The sequence below is a fragment of the Nocardioides zeae genome (assembly GCF_010686755.1).
Classification (GTDB): Bacteria; Actinomycetota; Actinomycetes; order Propionibacteriales; family Nocardioidaceae; genus Nocardioides; species Nocardioides zeae.
Genome location: NZ_JAAGXA010000007.1, coordinates 1 through 16116 on the forward strand (window position 1 = coordinate 1; position 16116 = coordinate 16116).

The 16116-nt window shown below is 72.9% G+C and carries 21 protein-coding genes; 15 read left to right on the forward strand and 6 right to left on the reverse strand.

From position 1 onward, the window contains the following. On the forward strand, window positions 1-827 hold an 827-nt coding region (locus G3T38_RS10990), incomplete at its 5' end, for a S8 family peptidase (RefSeq protein ID WP_174267887.1). Window positions 828-1085: 258 nt separating this feature from the next. Beyond that, window positions 1086-2744 (forward strand): S8 family serine peptidase, encoded by a 1659-nt coding sequence (locus tag G3T38_RS10995; RefSeq protein WP_163772363.1) that lies wholly within the window; start codon window positions 1086-1088, stop codon window positions 2742-2744. A 21-nt stretch (window positions 2745-2765) separates the two neighbouring features. On the opposite strand, the gene G3T38_RS11000 is transcribed toward G3T38_RS10995, so the two are convergent. Then, window positions 2766-3659 (reverse strand): RDD family protein, encoded by an 894-nt coding sequence (locus tag G3T38_RS11000; protein ID WP_163772364.1) that lies wholly within the window; start codon window positions 3657-3659, stop codon window positions 2766-2768. Between the two features lie 25 nt (window positions 3660-3684). Here G3T38_RS11000 and G3T38_RS11005 point away from each other — a divergent pair, with 25 nt between their 5' ends. After that, window positions 3685-4680, forward strand: a complete 996-nt coding sequence (locus G3T38_RS11005; protein WP_163772365.1) for a stage II sporulation protein M — start codon at window positions 3685-3687, stop codon at window positions 4678-4680. 4 nt (window positions 4681-4684) lie between these two features. Here the strand turns inward: G3T38_RS11005 and G3T38_RS11010 are convergent, their stop codons facing one another. Genes G3T38_RS11010 through G3T38_RS11030 form a run of 5 tightly spaced genes read right to left on the reverse strand, consistent with a single transcriptional unit; the run spans window position 4685 to window position 9845 of the window. Continuing rightward, window positions 4685-5977: a DUF58 domain-containing protein gene (locus G3T38_RS11010; RefSeq protein WP_163772366.1), complete on the reverse strand. Its 1293-nt coding sequence runs from the start codon at window positions 5975-5977 to the stop codon at window positions 4685-4687. A 7-nt stretch (window positions 5978-5984) separates the two neighbouring features. Then, a complete protein-coding gene (locus G3T38_RS11015; RefSeq protein ID WP_163772367.1) occupies window positions 5985-6980 on the reverse strand; it encodes an AAA family ATPase in 996 nt (331 codons plus the stop codon). Beyond that, window positions 6977-8161 (reverse strand): DUF4350 domain-containing protein, encoded by a 1185-nt coding sequence (locus G3T38_RS11020; RefSeq protein ID WP_163772368.1) that lies wholly within the window; start codon window positions 8159-8161, stop codon window positions 6977-6979. Before G3T38_RS11020 ends, G3T38_RS11015 begins: the two co-directional genes overlap by 4 nt. Next, a complete protein-coding gene (locus G3T38_RS11025; protein WP_163772369.1) occupies window positions 8158-8781 on the reverse strand; it encodes a DUF4129 domain-containing protein in 624 nt (207 codons plus the stop codon). The genes G3T38_RS11020 and G3T38_RS11025 overlap by 4 nt, the downstream gene beginning before the upstream one ends. After that, window positions 8778-9845: a hypothetical protein gene (locus tag G3T38_RS11030; RefSeq protein ID WP_163772370.1), complete on the reverse strand. Its 1068-nt coding sequence runs from the start codon at window positions 9843-9845 to the stop codon at window positions 8778-8780. Before G3T38_RS11030 ends, G3T38_RS11025 begins: the two co-directional genes overlap by 4 nt. Before the next feature lie 494 nt (window positions 9846-10339). On the opposite strand from G3T38_RS11030, the gene rpsJ reads away from it, so the two are divergent. The 12 genes from rpsJ (at window position 10340) to rplN (ending at window position 16115) form a co-directional block, all read left to right on the forward strand. Beyond that, the gene (gene rpsJ / locus G3T38_RS11035) at window positions 10340-10648 is read left to right on the forward strand and encodes a 30S ribosomal protein S10 (protein ID WP_008360994.1); all 309 of its coding nucleotides are present in this window, start codon (window positions 10340-10342) and stop codon (window positions 10646-10648) included. A gap of 28 nt (window positions 10649-10676) precedes the next feature. Continuing rightward, on the forward strand, window positions 10677-11342 hold the full coding sequence (gene rplC, locus G3T38_RS11040) for a 50S ribosomal protein L3 (protein ID WP_163772371.1): 666 nt from the start codon (window positions 10677-10679) through the stop codon (window positions 11340-11342). Continuing rightward, window positions 11339-11962: a 50S ribosomal protein L4 gene (gene rplD, locus G3T38_RS11045; protein WP_163772372.1), complete on the forward strand. Its 624-nt coding sequence runs from the start codon at window positions 11339-11341 to the stop codon at window positions 11960-11962. The genes rplC and rplD overlap by 4 nt, the downstream gene beginning before the upstream one ends. Then, entirely contained in the window at window positions 11959-12264 is a 306-nt protein-coding gene (gene rplW, locus G3T38_RS11050; RefSeq protein ID WP_163772373.1) for a 50S ribosomal protein L23, read from the forward strand. Before rplD ends, rplW begins: the two co-directional genes overlap by 4 nt. Before the next feature lie 30 nt (window positions 12265-12294). Beyond that, window positions 12295-13128, forward strand: coding sequence for a 50S ribosomal protein L2 (gene rplB, locus G3T38_RS11055; RefSeq protein WP_163772374.1), 834 nt, complete (start codon window positions 12295-12297; stop codon window positions 13126-13128). A gap of 15 nt (window positions 13129-13143) precedes the next feature. Further along, window positions 13144-13425 carry a 30S ribosomal protein S19 gene (rpsS, locus tag G3T38_RS11060; protein WP_028472775.1) on the forward strand — a complete coding sequence of 94 codons (282 nt, stop codon included), beginning with the start codon at window positions 13144-13146 and terminating at the stop codon, window positions 13423-13425. Then, window positions 13422-13853: a 50S ribosomal protein L22 gene (gene rplV / locus G3T38_RS11065; RefSeq protein WP_163772375.1), complete on the forward strand. Its 432-nt coding sequence runs from the start codon at window positions 13422-13424 to the stop codon at window positions 13851-13853. The genes rpsS and rplV overlap by 4 nt, the downstream gene beginning before the upstream one ends. After that, on the forward strand, window positions 13853-14695 hold the full coding sequence (rpsC, locus tag G3T38_RS11070; RefSeq protein ID WP_163772376.1) for a 30S ribosomal protein S3: 843 nt from the start codon (window positions 13853-13855) through the stop codon (window positions 14693-14695). Before rplV ends, rpsC begins: the two co-directional genes overlap by 1 nt. A gap of 5 nt (window positions 14696-14700) precedes the next feature. Then, the gene (gene rplP, locus G3T38_RS11075) at window positions 14701-15120 is read left to right on the forward strand and encodes a 50S ribosomal protein L16 (protein WP_163772377.1); all 420 of its coding nucleotides are present in this window, start codon (window positions 14701-14703) and stop codon (window positions 15118-15120) included. Then, complete coding sequence (rpmC, locus tag G3T38_RS11080; protein ID WP_163772378.1) at window positions 15120-15374, forward strand: 50S ribosomal protein L29; 255 nt, start codon at window positions 15120-15122, stop codon at window positions 15372-15374. Before rplP ends, rpmC begins: the two co-directional genes overlap by 1 nt. Continuing rightward, window positions 15371-15652, forward strand: coding sequence for a 30S ribosomal protein S17 (rpsQ, locus tag G3T38_RS11085; RefSeq protein WP_163772379.1), 282 nt, complete (start codon window positions 15371-15373; stop codon window positions 15650-15652). The genes rpmC and rpsQ overlap by 4 nt, the downstream gene beginning before the upstream one ends. A 94-nt stretch (window positions 15653-15746) precedes the next feature. Then, a complete protein-coding gene (gene rplN, locus G3T38_RS11090; protein WP_011757324.1) occupies window positions 15747-16115 on the forward strand; it encodes a 50S ribosomal protein L14 in 369 nt (122 codons plus the stop codon). The last annotated feature ends 1 nt before the right edge of the window (window position 16116 follow it).

Genomic DNA, 16116 nt, shown 5'->3' on the forward strand with positions numbered 1-16116 from the left:
CGGCGACGCAGACCGGTGCGACCTGGGGTCTGGACCGGATCGACCAGCCGGACCTGCCGTTGGACGGGAGCTACACCTACGACGCGACGGGTGCCGGGGTGACGGCGTACGTCATCGACACCGGTATCGACTCCGACCACCCGGAGCTCGGTGGTCGGGTGACGTCGGGCTTCACCTCGATCAACGACGGTCGGGGCACGGAGGACTGCCAGGGTCACGGCACGCACGTGGCGGGCACCGTGGGTGGCACGACGTACGGCGTGGCGAAGGACGTCGACCTCGTGGCCGTGCGGGTGCTGAACTGCCAGGGCTCGGGCTCCAACAGCGGCGTCATCGCCGGCATGGACTGGGTCGCGGAGAACGCTCCGGCGGGCAGCGTCGCCAACATGAGCCTCGGCGGTCCGGCCGACTCCGCGACCGACGAGGCCGTGACCCGGCTCGTCGACGCCGGCGTCACGACCGTCGTGGCGGCGGGCAACGAGTCCACCGATGCCTGCAGCAGCTCCCCGGCCGCCGCCCCCGAGGCCATCACGGTCGCCGCGAGCACGATCGACGACGAGCTGGCCTACTTCTCCAACTTCGGCAGCTGCGTCGACATCATCGCCCCGGGCGAGGACATCACCTCGGCCTGGACCGGTGGCGGCACCCGCACCATCAGCGGCACCTCGATGGCCTCCCCGCACGTGGCGGGCGCCGCGGCGCTCTACCTCGAGGGCAACCCGGGCGCGAGCCCGGCGAGCGTGACCAGCGGCCTGCTCGGCTCGGCCGCCTCCGGCAAGATCGCCGACCCGGCCGGCTCCCCGAACCTGCTCCTGCAGGTGCCGTGACCCGGTGACCGCCTGACGGCGCTCGCGAGCGCCGACGCACCTCCGGCGCCGTCGCCCGTCCGGTCCTCGTGACCGGGCGGGTGACGGCGCCGTTTCGCTGCGTCAAATGTCAACGCCACGACGGCGTTCCCGCGGCGACATCGCCTGGCTAGCCTCCTCGCACCGCGGTCCGAGCAGTGACCGGCGGTGGCTGTCCGTTCTCGGGACGGTCTGGCTCGCGCGCCCCACGGGCGCGTCGCAGAGGATCGAGGAACCTTCATGCGCTCCATCACGCGCACGGGTCTCGCGGGTGCCGTCGTGGCCTCCGTCGGGCTCAGCACCGCGGCGCTCGCCGCCACACCGTCGGCCAGCGCGGCCGCGGACGACACCGCCCCGCTCTACACCGCGCAGGACGCGGTGGGGGGCCGCTACATCGTGTTCCTCGACGACGGTGCCACCGCCGCGTCGGCGGGCAGCCGTGCGCAGGCGGCCGGCGGCGACCTGGTGGCACGGTACGACGCCCTCGGCGGGTACGTCGCGGACCTGACCGCGACGGAGCTGGCGGCCGTGCGCAGCGACCCGTCGGTGGCGTTCGTGCAGCAGGACTCCGTGGTCACGACCGCGGAGGTCGAGGCCACGGCGACGCAGACCGGTGCGACCTGGGGTCTGGACCGGATCGACCAGCCGGACCTGCCGTTGGACGGGAGCTACACCTACGACGCGACGGGTGCCGGGGTGACGGCGTACGTCATCGACACCGGTATCGACTCCGACCACCCGGAGCTCGGTGGTCGGGTGACGTCGGGCTTCACCTCGATCAACGACGGTCGGGGCACGGAGGACTGCCAGGGTCACGGCACGCACGTGGCGGGCACCGTGGGTGGCACGACGTACGGCGTGGCGAAGGACGTCGACCTCGTGGCCGTGCGGGTGCTGAACTGCCAGGGCTCGGGCTCCAACAGCGGCGTCATCGCCGGCATGGACTGGGTGGCGCAGAACGCTCCGGCGGGCAGCGTGGCCAACATGAGCCTCGGCGGCGGCGCGGACTCCGCGTCCGACGCCGCCGTGAACCGGATGGTCGCCGCGGGCGTGACGACGGTCGTGGCGGCGGGCAACGAGACCCAGGACGCCTGCAACGTCTCGCCGGCGCGGGCGGCCTCGGCGATCACCGTCGCGGCGAGCGACCGCTCCGACCGCATCGCGTCGTTCTCCAACTTCGGCAGCTGCGTCGACGTCTTCGCCCCGGGCGTCGACATCACCTCGGCCTGGACCGGTGGCGGCACCCGCACCATCAGCGGCACCTCGATGGCGTCCCCGCACGTGGCCGGCGCCGCGGCGCTGTACCTGGAGGACCACCCGGGAGCGACCCCGGCCACCGTGACCAGCGGCCTCCTCGGTGCGGCGGTGCCGGGCAAGATCGCCGACCCGAAGGGCTCGCCCAACCTGCTCCTGCAGACCGGCGCCAGCGGTGGCGGCACCGACCCCGAGCCGGAGCCCGAGCCGGAGCCGGGCGGCGAGCTCGTCACCAACGGAGGCTTCGAGTCGGGCCCGTCCGGCTGGTCCGGTGACACCGACGTCGTCACGACCTCGGGCTCCGCTGCCGCGACCGGCAGCTGGAAGGCCTGGTTCGGCGGGTACGGCGCGACCTCGACGGAGGCGCTGACCCAGTCCGTCACGATCCCGTCGGGGCGCACCGCGACGCTGACCTTCAAGCTGCGGGTCACGACGCAGGAGGGCCGCACGCCGTACGACTACCTGCGCGTCTCCGTGGGCGGGACCCGGGTGGCCAGCTTCAGCAACGCCGACGCCTCCTCGGGCTACGTCACGCGGACGGTGACGCTGAGCGGGGTGTCCGGCACCGTGCCGCTGACGTTCACCGCGACGGAGGACTCGTCGCTGGCGACGTCGTTCCTCGTGGACGACGTCTCGGTCCGCTGAACCACGCGCTCCTCGGAGACGTCAGGCCCGCCTGCGCTGCAGCAACCGCAGCCGCAGGCGGGTCTCGCGCTGCAGGCGCTCGAGGTCCCGCTCGCGTCGTGCGGCCAGCACGCCGCAGAGGAACGCCTCGGCCGGGGTGCCCGGCGGGGGCGGGGGAGCGACGTACGCGTGGAGCTGGTCGGCGAGCTGCAGCGCCAGGACGTGGCGCGAGCGCGGCTCGAGGGTGTGGGCCCGTGCGAGGAACTGCCGCGTGGCCAGCGTGAGGTGCGCGGGGGGCGGGGCGATGTCCGCGGTCGCGGCCCACGGGGCGAGCGGCGGCGGCATGGGCGCGGGCAGGGCCAGGCGCAGGCTCGCCCGGTCGGAGATGACGTAGGTGCCGGCGGCCAGGTCGCCGAGGCGCTTGCCGCGGGGGTGCAGGAGCGCGGTCAGGAAGGCCGGCGCCGCCAGCGTCCCGTAGAGCTCGACGACACCGATGAGCGACCGGGTGAACGCATGGTGGAAGACGATGGGGCCACCGTCGTCCCGCACGACGCGCAGGCCGAGGGCGACCTTGCCGACGGACAGGCCCCGGGTGAGCGTCTCGACGACCGCCGGCAGCACGATGAACGACAGGATCAACGAGAGGATCGTCGCGGCCTCGAAGAGCGCCGGGTCGGTGGTGATCGTCGCCAGCGCGAGGACCGTCGAGATCGCCACGTAGGCGACCGCCACGCAGGCCACGTCGATGAAGCCCGCGAGCACGCGGGAGCCGATGGTCGCGGGACGCAGCTGCAGGGCGACCGCCTCGCCGGTGACGAGGTCGTCGTCGCCGAGGGCGGAGAGCGCCCCGGCGTCCCCGATCCGCCCCGATCGGGGCCACGGGCGCACAGCCGCCCGGCGGGGGGAGGTCGAGGGGCTCGTGGTGGGTGCGCTCATCGCGTCCCAGCATAGGGTGGGCGCCGTGGACCTGGACGCCTATGCCGTGATGCATGCGGGGGAGTGGCACCGCCTCGACCAGCTGTCGCGGGCCGGGCGGCTCTCGGGTGCCGAGGTCGACGAGCTCATGGAGCTCTACGACCGGGTCAGCACCCAGCTGAGCGTCGTGCGCGCGGCCGCTCCGGACGCCGAGGTCGTCGGGTTCCTCTCCACGCTCCTCGCCCGCTCGCGCAACCGCGCCGTCGGCACGCGCACCACCACGTGGCAGGCGCTCGCCGGGTTCTTCACCCACCGCTTCCCGGCCGCGCTCTACCGCCTGCGCTGGTGGTGGGGCGGCACGATCGCCGCCAACGTCGTCCTCTTCCTCGTCTGCTTCCTGTGGCTGCTCGCCAACCCCGAGGTGGAGCGCTCCCTGCTCGGCCCCGACGAGATCCAGCAGTACGTGGACGAGGACTTCGCCGGCTACTACAGCGAGCACGCCCCCACGAGCTTCGGCAGCCTGGTGTGGATCAACAACTCCTGGGTGGCGGGCCTGTGCCTCGCGCTCGGCGTGCTGGGCGTGCCCGTGGTGCTCCTGCTGTTCCTCAACGTCGCCAACGTGGCGCTCGCCGCGGCGCTGATGACCCGGTACGACGCGGGCACGGAGTTCTGGGGACTCATCCTGCCGCACGGGCTCCTCGAGCTGACCGCGATCTTCGTCGCCGGGGGCGTGGGCCTGCGGCTCTTCTGGTCGTGGGTCGAGCCGGGGCCGCGCACGCGGGGCCAGTCGATGGCGCGGGAGGGGCGCACGGCGATGACGGTGGCCCTCGGGCTCGTCGTCGTCCTGCTGGTCTCGGGCGTGCTCGAGGCGGCCGTGACGCCGTCGCCGCTGCCGACGCCGGTCCGCGTGGGCATCGGTGTGCTCGCGGAGCTGACGTTCCTGGCGTACGTCTTCGTGCTCGGCCGCCGCGCGGCCGCCCAGGGCCACGACGGGGACGTCGCGGCGAGCATGGCGGGCGACCGCGTGGCCACGGCGGCCTGACGGCTCAGAGCTGGCCGCGGGCCTTGAGCGCGAGGTAGTGGTCGGCCAGCACCGGGGGGAGACGCTCCGCGTCGGTGTCGAGCACGTCCGCGCCGAGCGCGCGGAGCAGGTCGGCGGTGGCCTGGCGGCGCGCAGCAGCCTGCTCGGCCGCCACCGCGGCGTACACGGCGTCGACGTCGGAGCGGTCCGCGGCGAGCGCGTCGAGCGCGGGGTCGCGCACCGAGGCGACGACGACCCGGTGGTGGCGGGTCAGCGTCGGCAGCACGGGCAGCAGCCCCTCCTCGATGGAGGCGGGCTCGAGCGGCGTGAGCAGCACGACCAGCGCGCGGCGGCGGCCGAGCTCCTGCACCCCGCCGGCGAGCGTGCGCCAGTCCGCCTCGGCGATGACGGGGGAGAGGTCGGCCATGGCCTCGGAGAGCGGGTGCACGACGCTGGTGCCGCCGCCCGTGCGCAGGCGGCGCCGCACGACGCGGTCACCCGCCACGAAGTCGATGCGGTCACCCGCGCGCGAGGCGAGGGCGGCGAGCAGCAGCGCGGCGTCCATGGCCGAGTCGAGGCGCGGCACGTCCGCGACGCGCCCGGCCGAGGTGCGCGAGGTGTCGAGCACGAGGACGACCCGCCGGTCCCGCTCGGGTTGCCAGGTGCGGACCACGACGTTGCGGGTGCGCGCGCTGGCCCGCCAGTCGATGGAGCGCACGTCGTCTCCCCGCACGTACTCCCGCAGCGAGTCGAACTCCGTCCCCTGGCCGCGCACGCGCAGCGCGGAGCGGCCGTCCAGCTCGCGCAGCCGCGCCAGCCGGCTGGGCAGGTGCTTGCGGGAGTCGAAGGCCGGCAGGGCGCGGACGGAGCCGGGCACGTCGAGCGTGCGCTGGCGGACGCCCAGGCCGAGGGGACCGCGGACGCGCAGCGTCACACCGGCGGCCCGGAGGTCGCCGCGGCGGTGGGGGAGCAGGGGCGTCGCGGCGCGCGCGCCACCTCCGGCGGCCAGCCGCAGGTGGTGGCGGTTCTCGGTCGCGCCCGCGGTGGGCTGCCACGCGTCCCGCAGCACGAGCCGCACGGCGCGGCTCCCCCGGTTGCGGACGAGCAGGCGGCTCGTCGCCCCGGTGCCGAGACGGATGCTGCCGACGGGGGAGCGCGTGACCTCGAGGTCCCGCAGGGACGGGGCGAGCGCCACGTCCACGGCCACCACGACCGCGACCACCAGCGCCCAGGCCCACGGCGTCAGGGCGTCCGGCTGCAGCACCACGGGCACGATGCCCAGGGCGAGCAGGACGAGGACGCGGCCGGTGATCGTCACGGGAGCCTCAGCGGGGGACGGGCACGCTGGCGAGTGCCGTCGCCAGCACCTGACCGACCTGCACGCCCTCGAGCTCCGCCTCGGGACGCAGGGTGAGCCGGTGGGCGAGGGTCGCGTGGGCCAGCGCCTTGACGTCGTCGGGCGTCACGTAGTCGCGGCCCTGGAGCCACGCCCACGCCCGCGAGGTGCGCAGCAGCGCGGTGGCGCCGCGCGGGCTCACGCCGAGGTCGAGCGACGGGGACTCGCGGGTGGCGCGCGCGATGTCGACGACGTACCCGAGCACCTCGTCCCGCACCTGCACCGAGCGCACGGCCGCCTGGCCGGCGACGATGTCGGCCGGGCCGGCGACCGCGGTCACGCCCGCGCCGGCGACGTCGCGCGGGTCGAACCCGCCCGCGTGGCGCCGCAGCACCTCGATCTCGGCGCCGCGGTCCGGCACCGGGAGCACCACCTTGAGGAGGAAGCGGTCGAGCTGCGCCTCGGGCAAGGGGTAGGTGCCCTCGTACTCCACCGGGTTCTGCGTGGCCGCGACGAGGAACGGGGCGGGCAGCCGGCGTGACACGCCGTCGACGGAGACCTGCCCCTCCTCCATCGCCTCGAGGAGCGCCGACTGCGTCTTCGGGGGCGTGCGGTTGATCTCGTCGGCGAGCAGGAGGTTGGTGAAGACCGGGCCCTCGCGGAAGACCAGCTCCCCGCCGCCCGACTCGATGACCATGGAGCCGGTGATGTCGCCCGGCATGAGGTCCGGCGTGAACTGCACGCGACGGGTGTCCACCTCGAGCGAGGCGGCCAGGGTGCGCACCAGCAGGGTCTTCGCCACGCCGGGCACGCCCTCCATGAGGACGTGGCCCCCGCACAGCAGGGCGACCAGGAGGCCGGAGACGGCCGCGTCCTGTCCGACCACGGTCTTGGCGACCTCGCGCCGCACGGCGGCGAGCCGCTCGCGGGCGTCGCCGCCGGGCTTGCCGAGGGTGAAGGGCGGGGGCGGGGGCGTCTCGCTCATGCGCGACGTACCTCTCTCTCCAGGTCTCTGAGCTGGTGGGCGAACTGCAGGAGCTGCTGGTCGTCGGTGGGCACGGGGGCCGCGGGGTCGAGCAGGAGGCCGACGAGCCCGACGGGCCAGCCGGAACGGCGGGCCACCTCGTGCACGACGGCGGCGGCCGGGGCTCCACGGGTGGTGCCGACCTGCTGCGCGAGCCGCTCGCGGGTCGCGTCGCGCAGGGCGCGGGCGGCGTGCTGGCGGTCCCCGCTGCGGCGGTAGAGCCGACCGCGGCTCTCGGTGGTCTCGATGGCGCGCACGACCACCGGCAGCGGCTCGGTGGCGAGGGGGCCGAAGCGGCGCCCGCGCCACAGCATGGCGGCCACGACGGTCAGGGCCGCGAGCCACACGGCGGGCACGACCCAGTCGGGCACGAAGGAACCGAGGGAGGCTCCCTCCTCGCCGGAGATGTCGGCGGGGTCGGGGACGTACCAGACCAGCCGGTCCTCCGCGCCGAGCAGCCGGAGGGCGAGGGCCGCGTTGTCGCCCTCGAGCACCTGGCCGTTGGTCAGGACCTCGTCGACGCCGAGCAGCGCGACGTCGCCGTCGACGGCGAGGAGCACCCCGTCCTCGGTGGGGAAGCAGCCGGACGCGCCGTCGAAGGCGACGGGCGCGTCGACGGCGACCTCGAGCCCGTCGAGGTCGACCCCGGCGGCGTCGTCGCAGCCCGCCGCGACGCCGTCCACGGCGCCGAGGCGGCGACCGTCCTCGAACCCGAACAGCTCCGGTACGCCGCGGCGGGGGTCGGCGACGACGAGCCGCGCCGCGCCGTGATCGGTCGCGAGGTCCTCGGCGGCGTCGCGTCCCAGGGCCGCCGGGTCGCTCACGAGGAGGGTGGTGTCCTCGTCGACCCGGGCGTCCTCCAGCGCGTCGGCGTCGCGCACCACCTCGACGTCCACGCCCTGGTCGGCGAGCACCCGGGCCACGGCCCGCGCCCCGTCGGCGCCGGTCTCGTCCGGGTCCAGGCGACCCGCGCCGGGCTCCTGGGTGCCGACGAGCAGACCGCCCACGACGAGGGTGACGAGGGCCAGCAGCACGACGACCGTCGTGAGCCGCGGCCGTCGGAACCGGCGTCCGGACGACCCGCCGGACGCCCCGGAGGCACCGCCCGTGGCGGTGGGCGCGGTGGGCGCGGTCGTGGTCATCGGACTCCTGCCAGGACGTCGTCGAGCGCCAGCACGCCGCGCGCCCGGTCCGCGTCGGTCGGACGCTCGCCGTACATCACCTCGTCGAAGTGGTGGGCGACGCCCAGCACCTCGGCGCCCCGCGCCGGGAGCTCCGCCGCGAGGGCACGGGCCACCTCGCCGGCGGTGGCGCCGGGGACGTCCTCGATCACGCCCACCTCGATCTGGCGCAGCGCCAGGGCGCGGTAGCCGTCCACGACCGCGTCCCCGTGCCGACCCTCCGCGAGGGCGCGCTCGGCCCGACGGCGCAGGTCGGCCGCGGAGACGACCTCCTCGCCGAACAGGGCACGACGGCGGGCCGCCTGCTCCGAGCGGGACCAGCGGGCGCGGCTGAGCAGCCACGCCAGCACGAGGACCAGCACGATGAGCACGACCCAGGACGCGATGGACTGCGCGACGGCGAAGCCACCGGCGTCCGGGGTGCGGGTGGGACCGGTGAGCCGTTCCGCGAGCCAGTCCCGGATCCGCTGGAGGAGGTCGCTCTCGCGGTACTCCGGACGCAGCAGCTCGTCCTGCAGCAGGTCGCGTGCCTCCGCGGGCGTCGGCTCCAGCGGCGGGTCCCACCGCGGGGCGCCGGTCACCGGGCGCCCTCGGCGCGGAGCGTCACGTCGTAGCCCTCGGTGCGGATGCGCCGGTCGAGGTAGAGCACCGCGATCACGGCGGCCAGGTAGGGCGTGGCGAGCGCGGGCGGGACGACGGTCGCCACGACGAGCGCGACCGTGGCGACGACCTCGCCGGCGCCGCCGCCGGCGCCGGGCGCCAGCTCCGCCACGAGGAAGGGCGGGACCGCGAGCAGCGTGGTCGCGACGCCCGCGACGAGGCCGGCGAGCACCAGGACGCCCCAGGTGCGGAGGAAGCCGCCCCGACTGAGGCGGAAGCCGCGACGCACGCCCGCGACGAGCCCCGTCCGCTCCACCACGATCGCCGGCACCACGTAGACGGTCAGCCGCACGGTGAACCAGGAGGCGGCGACGAGCACGAGGGGAGCGCCCAGCAGGCACAGCAGGAGGAACAGCCCGACGTCGACGGCCGCTCCCACCGCGACGGCGAGCGCGACGACCGCGGCGAGCAGCACGCCGAGGAGGAGGGTCAGGCCGACGGAGGCACCCACCATCGCCCAGCGCCGCCCGCGGGTGCGTCGCCAGGCCTCCTCGAGGCTGAGCAGGTGACCCGTCGCGGCGGCGTGCACGACGTGCACGACGACACCGGTGAGCAGCACGGTGCCGACGAAGGACAGCGCGCCGTTGGCGACGACCACGACGCCGGACTCCAGCAGGGCGGCGAGGGAGGCGGAGGCCCCGTCGCCGCGGGGGAGACGACCGCCGAGGCCGTCGACCAGGGCCACGACCGCCGCCGGCACCAGCAGGGCCAGCGCGGCGACGACGAACCCGGGGCCGATGGTGGGGCCCGGCGCGCGACGGACGACGGTGAGCGCCGCGTCGAGCACGTCGCCGAGACCGAGCGGGCGCAGGGGGATCGGACCGGGCTGCGGATCGACCACGGGTCGACGGTCGGGGGACCCGGCCCGCCCGGGGGCCTCGGGCCCCAGCAGGTGGGCCAGCTCCGCGGCGTACGGCGAGGGACGCCGCGACTCGGGACCGGTGCTGCCGGGCGCGACGCCGGGCGCGTCCTGGGTCCCCGTCATCGTGCCCCCGTCGCTCGGTGCAGGCAGCGCCGTCTGGCCCTCCCCGTGGTCGTCCGGCATGCTACCGGGTGGCTCCGGGACGGCCCCCGCACGCGGTGACGGACCCGATTTGGCGTCGCCCGCAGGTGTCTGCCAAGATAGCCCGGTTGCTTCGACGGGTAGTCGGGCACGTGTGGCTCCACCTTGATCACTGAATCGCGTCTCCTGCCGGGCTCGCCCTGGCGTGCGTCCGGTGCTCGAGCGTGAAGCCGCACCGCACCTGGAGACCCGATCATCCCGACGAACCGGTCGGGTGCCGACAACGACATCGCAGGACCCCGGTCCTGTCGCGCCTGGCGCAGAGTTCTGTGCCGAGGCCGCGACACGCCCGACCGCGTGGGTCGGAGATGTCACGGTGAGCGACCGGCGGTGCGGCCCCACCCGGGGCGGCGTCGTGACAGGACAGCACGCGGTGCCCCAGCGCGGGTACGAACGAGTAAGGACGAGAGAGACCTATGGCGGGACAGAAGATCCGCATCAGGCTCAAGGCCTACGACCACGAGGTCATCGACACCTCGGCGCGCAAGATCGTGGACACGGTCACCCGCACGGGCGCGAAGGTCGCCGGCCCGGTGCCGCTGCCGACGGAGAAGAACGTCTACTGCGTCATCCGTTCGCCCCACAAGTACAAGGACAGCCGCGAGCACTTCGAGATGCGCACCCACAAGCGCCTCATCGACATCATCGACCCGACCCCGAAGACGGTGGACTCGCTCATGCGACTCGACCTCCCCGCGGGTGTCGACATCGAGATCAAGCTCTGAGTTCGGGCAGGACGGAGACAACAGAGCCATGACCATCGAACGCAACGTCAAGGGCCTGCTGGGCACGAAGCTCGGCATGACCCAGACCTGGGACGAGAACAACCGCATCGTCCCCATCACGGTGATCGCCGCGTCGACCAACGTCGTCGCCGGCATCCGCACCCCCGACGTGGACGGCTACAACGCCATCCAGGTCGGCTTCGGCGAGATCGAGGGCCGCAAGGTCAACAAGCCCGAGGCCGGTCAGTTCGCGAAGGCGGGCGTCACGCCCCGCCGCCACGTCGTCGAGATCCGCACCGCCGACGCCACGACCTACTCGGTCGGCCAGGAGCTCAGCCCCGCCGATGTCTTCACCCCCGGTGACGAGATCGACGTGACGGGCACGAGCAAGGGCAAGGGCTTCGCGGGCACGATGAAGCGCCACGGCTTCTCGGGTGTGGGCGCGTCGCACGGTGCGCACCGCAACCACCGCAAGCCGGGCTCCATCGGCGCCTGCGCCACGCCGGGTCGTGTCTTCAAGGGCACGCGCATGTCGGGCCGGATGGGCGGCGCGACCGTCACCACGCAGAACATCACCGTCCACGCGGTGGACGCCGAGAAGGGCCTCGTGCTCCTGAAGGGTGCCGTCCCCGGCCCCAAGGGCAGCGTCGTCGTGCTCCGCTCGGCCGCCAAGAAGCAGGAGGCGAGCAAGTGAGCGACGTCAAGAAGGTCGCCGTTGACCTGCCCGCCGAGGTCTTCGGCGTCGCGGTCAACATCCCGCTGATCCACCAGGTCGTCGTGGCGCAGCAGGCCGCGGCCCGCCAGGGCACGCACGCCACCAAGACGCGGGCCGAGGTCCGCGGCGGTGGCCGCAAGCCCTACAAGCAGAAGGGCACCGGTCGCGCCCGCCAGGGCTCGACCCGCGCGCCGCAGTTCGTCGGCGGTGGCGTCGTCCACGGCCCGCAGCCGCGCAGCTACGACCAGCGGACGCCCAAGAAGATGAAGGCCGCGGCCCTCAAGGGTGCGCTGTCCGACCGGGCTGCCAACGGTCGCGTGCACGTGGTCGAGAGCCTCGTCACCGGCGAGACCCCCTCGACGAAGGCGGCCAAGACGGCGCTCGCGTCGCTCTCGGACCGTCGCCGCGTCCTCGTGGTGCTGGACCGTGACGACACCGTCACGTGGCTCTCGCTCCGCAACCTGCCCGCCGTGCACGTGGTGGCCCAGGACCAGATCAACACGTACGACGTGCTCGTGTCCGACGACGTGGTCTTCACGTCGGCGGCCTACGACCTGCTCGTCGCGCGCCTCGCCGGTCAGAAGGAGGATGCCAAGTGAGCGCCCTGAACAAGGACCCGCGCGACATCCTGCTCGCGCCCGTCGTCTCCGAGAAGAGCTACGGCCTGCTCGACGCGAACAAGTACACGTTCCTCGTGCACCCGGACGCGAACAAGACCGAGATCAAGATCGCGGTGCAGAAGGTCTTCGGCGTCACGGTGACCTCGGTCAACACGCTGAACCGTGCGGGCAAGACGCGGCGCACGCGCAACGGCATCGGCAAGCGGAAGAGCACCAAGCGGGCCATCGTGAGCCTCGCCGAGGGTGACTCCATCGACATCTTCGGGGGCTCGGTCTCCTGACCGGGGCTGCCTAAGACAAGGACAGACACTATGGCTATCCGTAAGTACAAGCCGACCACGCCCGGTCGTCGCGGTTCGTCGGTCGCCGACTTCGTCGAGATCACCCGCACGACGCCCGAGAAGTCGCTGACGCGCCCGCTGCCCAAGAAGGGCGGCCGCAACAACCAGGGCCGGATCACCACCCGGCACCAGGGTGGCGGTCACAAGCGCGCCTACCGGCTGATCGACTTCCGTCGCTACGACAAGGACGGCGTGCCCGCCAAGGTCGCGCACATCGAGTACGACCCCAACCGCACCGCGCGCATCGCGCTGCTGCACTACGTCGACGGCGAGAAGCGCTACATCGTGGCGCCGAAGGGCCTGACGCAGGGCACGGTCGTGGAGTCGGGTCCCAACTCCGACATCAAGACCGGCAACAACCTGCCGCTGCGCAACATCCCGGTCGGCACGACGATCCACTGCATCGAGCTCCGGCCCGGCGGCGGCGCCAAGATCGCCCGCTCGGCGGGCAACTCGGCCCAGCTGGTCGCCCGTGAGGGTTCGCGCGCCACGCTGCGTCTGCCCTCGGGCGAGATGCGCTTCGTCGACGTGCGCTGCCGCGCCACGGTCGGCGAGGTCGGCAACGCCGAGCAGTCGAACATCAACTGGGGCAAGGCCGGCCGCATGCGCTGGAAGGGCCGTCGCCCCACCGTCCGTGGTGTCGTCATGAACCCGGTCGACCACCCGCACGGTGGTGGTGAGGGCAAGACGTCCGGTGGTCGCCACCCCGTCTCGCCCTGGGGCAAGCCCGAGGGCCGCACGCGCAAGCGCAAGGCCAGCGACGCCCAGATCATCCGTCGTCGCAAGTCCGGCAAGAAGCGCTGATAGGGAAGTAACGAGATGCCTCGCAGCCTGAAGAAGGGCCCCTTCGTCGACGGCCACCTCACCAAGAAGGTGGACGCCGAGAACGAGAAGGGCACCCACAACGTCATCAAGACGTGGTCGCGCCGCTCGATGATCGTGCCGGACATGATCGGTCACACGATCGCCGTGCACGACGGTCGCAAGCACGTCCCCGTGTTCGTCACCGACTCGATGGTCGGTCACAAGCTGGGCGAGTTCGCCCCGACCCGCACCTACCGCGGGCACGTGAAGGAAGACCGGAAGGGGCGTCGCCGATGAGCACCACCGAGCGTCAGCGCACGAGCGCCCGCCGGGAGTCCCTCCTCGGCGACCAGCCGGGTGCGTTCGCCAGCGCCCGCTTCGTCCGCATCACCCCGCTGAAGGCGCGTCGCGTCGTCGACATGGTGCGCGGTCTTCCCGTCGCCGAGGCGCAGGCCATCCTGGCCTTCGCCCCGCAGGCGGCTTCCGAGACCGTCGCCAAGGTGCTCGAGTCGGCCATCGCGAACGCCGAGACCACGGAGGGCCTCAAGGCCGCCGACCTGGTCATCTCGGTCGCGCTGGTCGACGAGGGCCCCACGATGAAGCGGTGGCGGCCGCGGGCCCAGGGTCGGGCCACGCGCATCAACAAGCGCACCAGCCACATCACCCTCGCCGTTCAGCCCGCCGACGTGGTGGCCGGCACGAAGAAGAAGGGACGGTCCGCCTGATGGGTCAGAAGATCAACCCGAACGGCTTCCGCCTCGGCGTCTCGACCGACCACCGGAGCCGTTGGTACGCCGACAAGCTCTACAAGTCGTACGTCGGCGAGGACGTCGCCATCCGCAAGCTGCTCAGCAAGGGCATGGAGCGGGCCGGCATCTCGAAGGTGGAGATCGAGCGCACGCGTGACCGCGTCCGCGTCGACATCCACACCGCGCGTCCGGGCATCGTCATCGGTCGCCGTGGCGCCGAGGCCGACCGCATCCGTGGCGAGCTCGAGAAGCTCACGGGCAAGCAGGTGCAGCTGAACATCCTCGAGGTCAAGAACCCCGAGATCGACGCGCAGCTGGTCGCCCAGGGCGTCGCCGAGCAGCTCTCCGGTCGCGTGCAGTTCCGTCGCGCCATGAAGAAGGCGATCCAGACGTCGATGCGCTCCGGTGCCAAGGGCATCCGGATCCAGTGCTCGGGCCGCCTCAACGGCGCCGAGATGTCGCGCACGGAGTTCTACCGCGAGGGTCGCGTGCCCCTGCACACGCTCCGCGCCGACATCGACTACGGCTTCTACGAGGCCCGCACGACCTTCGGCCGCATCGGCGTGAAGGTCTGGATCTACAAGGGCGAGGTCGCGGGCACCCGCGCCGAGCGTGAGGCGCAGGCTGCGGCCCGTGCCGGTGCGCCCGGCCGCGGTGGCCGTCCGGCGCGTGGCGGAGAGCGCCCGGGCCGTGGCTCGCGTGGCGACCGCCCGACGCGTGCGGGCCGCGACGCCGGCACCGCCGAGGCTGCGGCGACCGAGGCTCCGGCCCCGGCTGCCGCCGAGACCGCTGCCGCTCCGGCAGCCACGGAGGGCTGATCCCCATGCTGATGCCCCGTCGCGTCAAGCACCGCAAGCAGCACCACCCGAAGCGGACCGGTGCCGCCAAGGGCGGTACGTCGCTGAACTTCGGCGACTTCGGTATCCAGGCGATCGAGTCGCACTACGTGACCAACCGCCAGATCGAGTCGGCCCGTATCGCGATGACCCGTCACATCAAGCGTGGCGGCAAGGTCTGGATCAACATCTACCCGGACCGTCCCCTCACGAAGAAGCCCGCCGAGACCCGCATGGGTTCCGGCAAGGGCTCGCCCGAGTGGTGGGTGGCCAACGTCAAGGCTGGTCGTGTCATGTTCGAACTCTCCGGTGTTTCGGAGGAAGTTGCCCGCGAGGCCATGCGCCGCGCGATCCACAAGCTCCCGATGAAGTGCCGCTTCGTCTCCCGCGAGGCAGGTGAATTCTGATGTCGCAGAAGGTCAGCAAGGCGTTCGAGCTCGACGAGCTCGAGGGCGCCGATCTCGCGGAGAAGCTGCGTGAGGCCAAGGAGGAGCTGTTCAACCTCCGGTTCCAGGCGGCCACCGGCCAGCTCGAGAACAACAGCCGTCTCCGCACGGTGAAGAAGGACATCGCCCGGATCTACACGGTGCTCCGTGAGCGCGAGCTCGGGATCCGCACCGCGCCGGGCTCCGACGAGATCACGAAGGACGGCGCTGCATGAGCACCGAGACGAACCAGGACGTTCCCGCTCGGGGCGCGCGCAAGGTCCGCGAGGGCATCGTGGTCAGCGACAAGATGGACAAGACCGTCGTGGTCGAGGTCGAGGACCGCGTCAAGCACGCGCTCTACGGCAAGGTCATGCGGCGCACGAGCAAGCTCAAGGCTCACGACGAGCCCAACGAGTGCGGCACCGGCGACCGCGTCCTGATCATGGAGACCCGTCCGCTGTCCGCCACCAAGCGGTGGCGCGTGGTCGAGGTCCTCGAGAAGGCGAAGTGACCTCTCGCCTCACGGCGAGCCAGAAACCCCACTAGTTCGGCCAGGCTCCCCCTCCGCGTGAGGGGGAGAACCGGCACGACATCCAGGAGAGAAGATGATCCAGCAGGAGTCGCGACTCAAGGTCGCCGACAACACGGGTGCGAAGGAGATCCTCTGCATCCGCGTTCTCGGTGGCTCGGGTCGGCGCTACGCCGGAATCGGCGATGTCATCGTCGCCACCGTGAAGGACGCGATCCCCGGTGGCAACGTGAAGAAGGGTGACGTCGTCAAGGCGGTCGTCGTGCGCACCGTCAAGGAGCGCCGTCGTCCGGACGGTTCGTACATCCGTTTCGACGAGAACGCCGCCGTGATCCTCAAGAACGACGGCGAGCCGCGTGGCACGCGCATCTTCGGCCCCGTGGGCCGCGAGCTGCGCGAGAAGAAGTTCATGAAGATCATCTCGCTCGCGCCGGAGGTGCTCTGAC

What these genes read in the sequence shown, in the direction of transcription:
- G3T38_RS10995 (WP_163772363.1), top strand. Translation starts at nt 1,086, where the DNA reads ATGCGCTCCATCACGCGCACGGGTCTCGCGGGTGCCGTCGTGGCCTCC.
- G3T38_RS11000 (WP_163772364.1), bottom strand. Translation starts at nt 3,659, where the DNA reads ATGAGCGCACCCACCACGAGCCCCTCGACCTCCCCCCGCCGGGCGGCT.
- G3T38_RS11015 (WP_163772367.1), bottom strand. Translation starts at nt 6,980, where the DNA reads ATGAGCGAGACGCCCCCGCCCCCGCCCTTCACCCTCGGCAAGCCCGGC.
- G3T38_RS11020 (WP_163772368.1), bottom strand. Translation starts at nt 8,161, where the DNA reads ATGACCACGACCGCGCCCACCGCGCCCACCGCCACGGGCGGTGCCTCC.
- G3T38_RS11030 (WP_163772370.1), bottom strand. Translation starts at nt 9,845, where the DNA reads ATGACGGGGACCCAGGACGCGCCCGGCGTCGCGCCCGGCAGCACCGGT.
- rpsJ (WP_008360994.1), top strand. Translation starts at nt 10,340, where the DNA reads ATGGCGGGACAGAAGATCCGCATCAGGCTCAAGGCCTACGACCACGAG.
- rplC (WP_163772371.1), top strand. Translation starts at nt 10,677, where the DNA reads ATGACCATCGAACGCAACGTCAAGGGCCTGCTGGGCACGAAGCTCGGC.
- rplB (WP_163772374.1), top strand. Translation starts at nt 12,295, where the DNA reads ATGGCTATCCGTAAGTACAAGCCGACCACGCCCGGTCGTCGCGGTTCG.
- rpsS (WP_028472775.1), top strand. Translation starts at nt 13,144, where the DNA reads ATGCCTCGCAGCCTGAAGAAGGGCCCCTTCGTCGACGGCCACCTCACC.
- rplV (WP_163772375.1), top strand. Translation starts at nt 13,422, where the DNA reads ATGAGCACCACCGAGCGTCAGCGCACGAGCGCCCGCCGGGAGTCCCTC.
- rpsC (WP_163772376.1), top strand. Translation starts at nt 13,853, where the DNA reads ATGGGTCAGAAGATCAACCCGAACGGCTTCCGCCTCGGCGTCTCGACC.
- rplP (WP_163772377.1), top strand. Translation starts at nt 14,701, where the DNA reads ATGCTGATGCCCCGTCGCGTCAAGCACCGCAAGCAGCACCACCCGAAG.
- rpmC (WP_163772378.1), top strand. Translation starts at nt 15,120, where the DNA reads ATGTCGCAGAAGGTCAGCAAGGCGTTCGAGCTCGACGAGCTCGAGGGC.
- rpsQ (WP_163772379.1), top strand. Translation starts at nt 15,371, where the DNA reads ATGAGCACCGAGACGAACCAGGACGTTCCCGCTCGGGGCGCGCGCAAG.
- rplN (WP_011757324.1), top strand. Translation starts at nt 15,747, where the DNA reads ATGATCCAGCAGGAGTCGCGACTCAAGGTCGCCGACAACACGGGTGCG.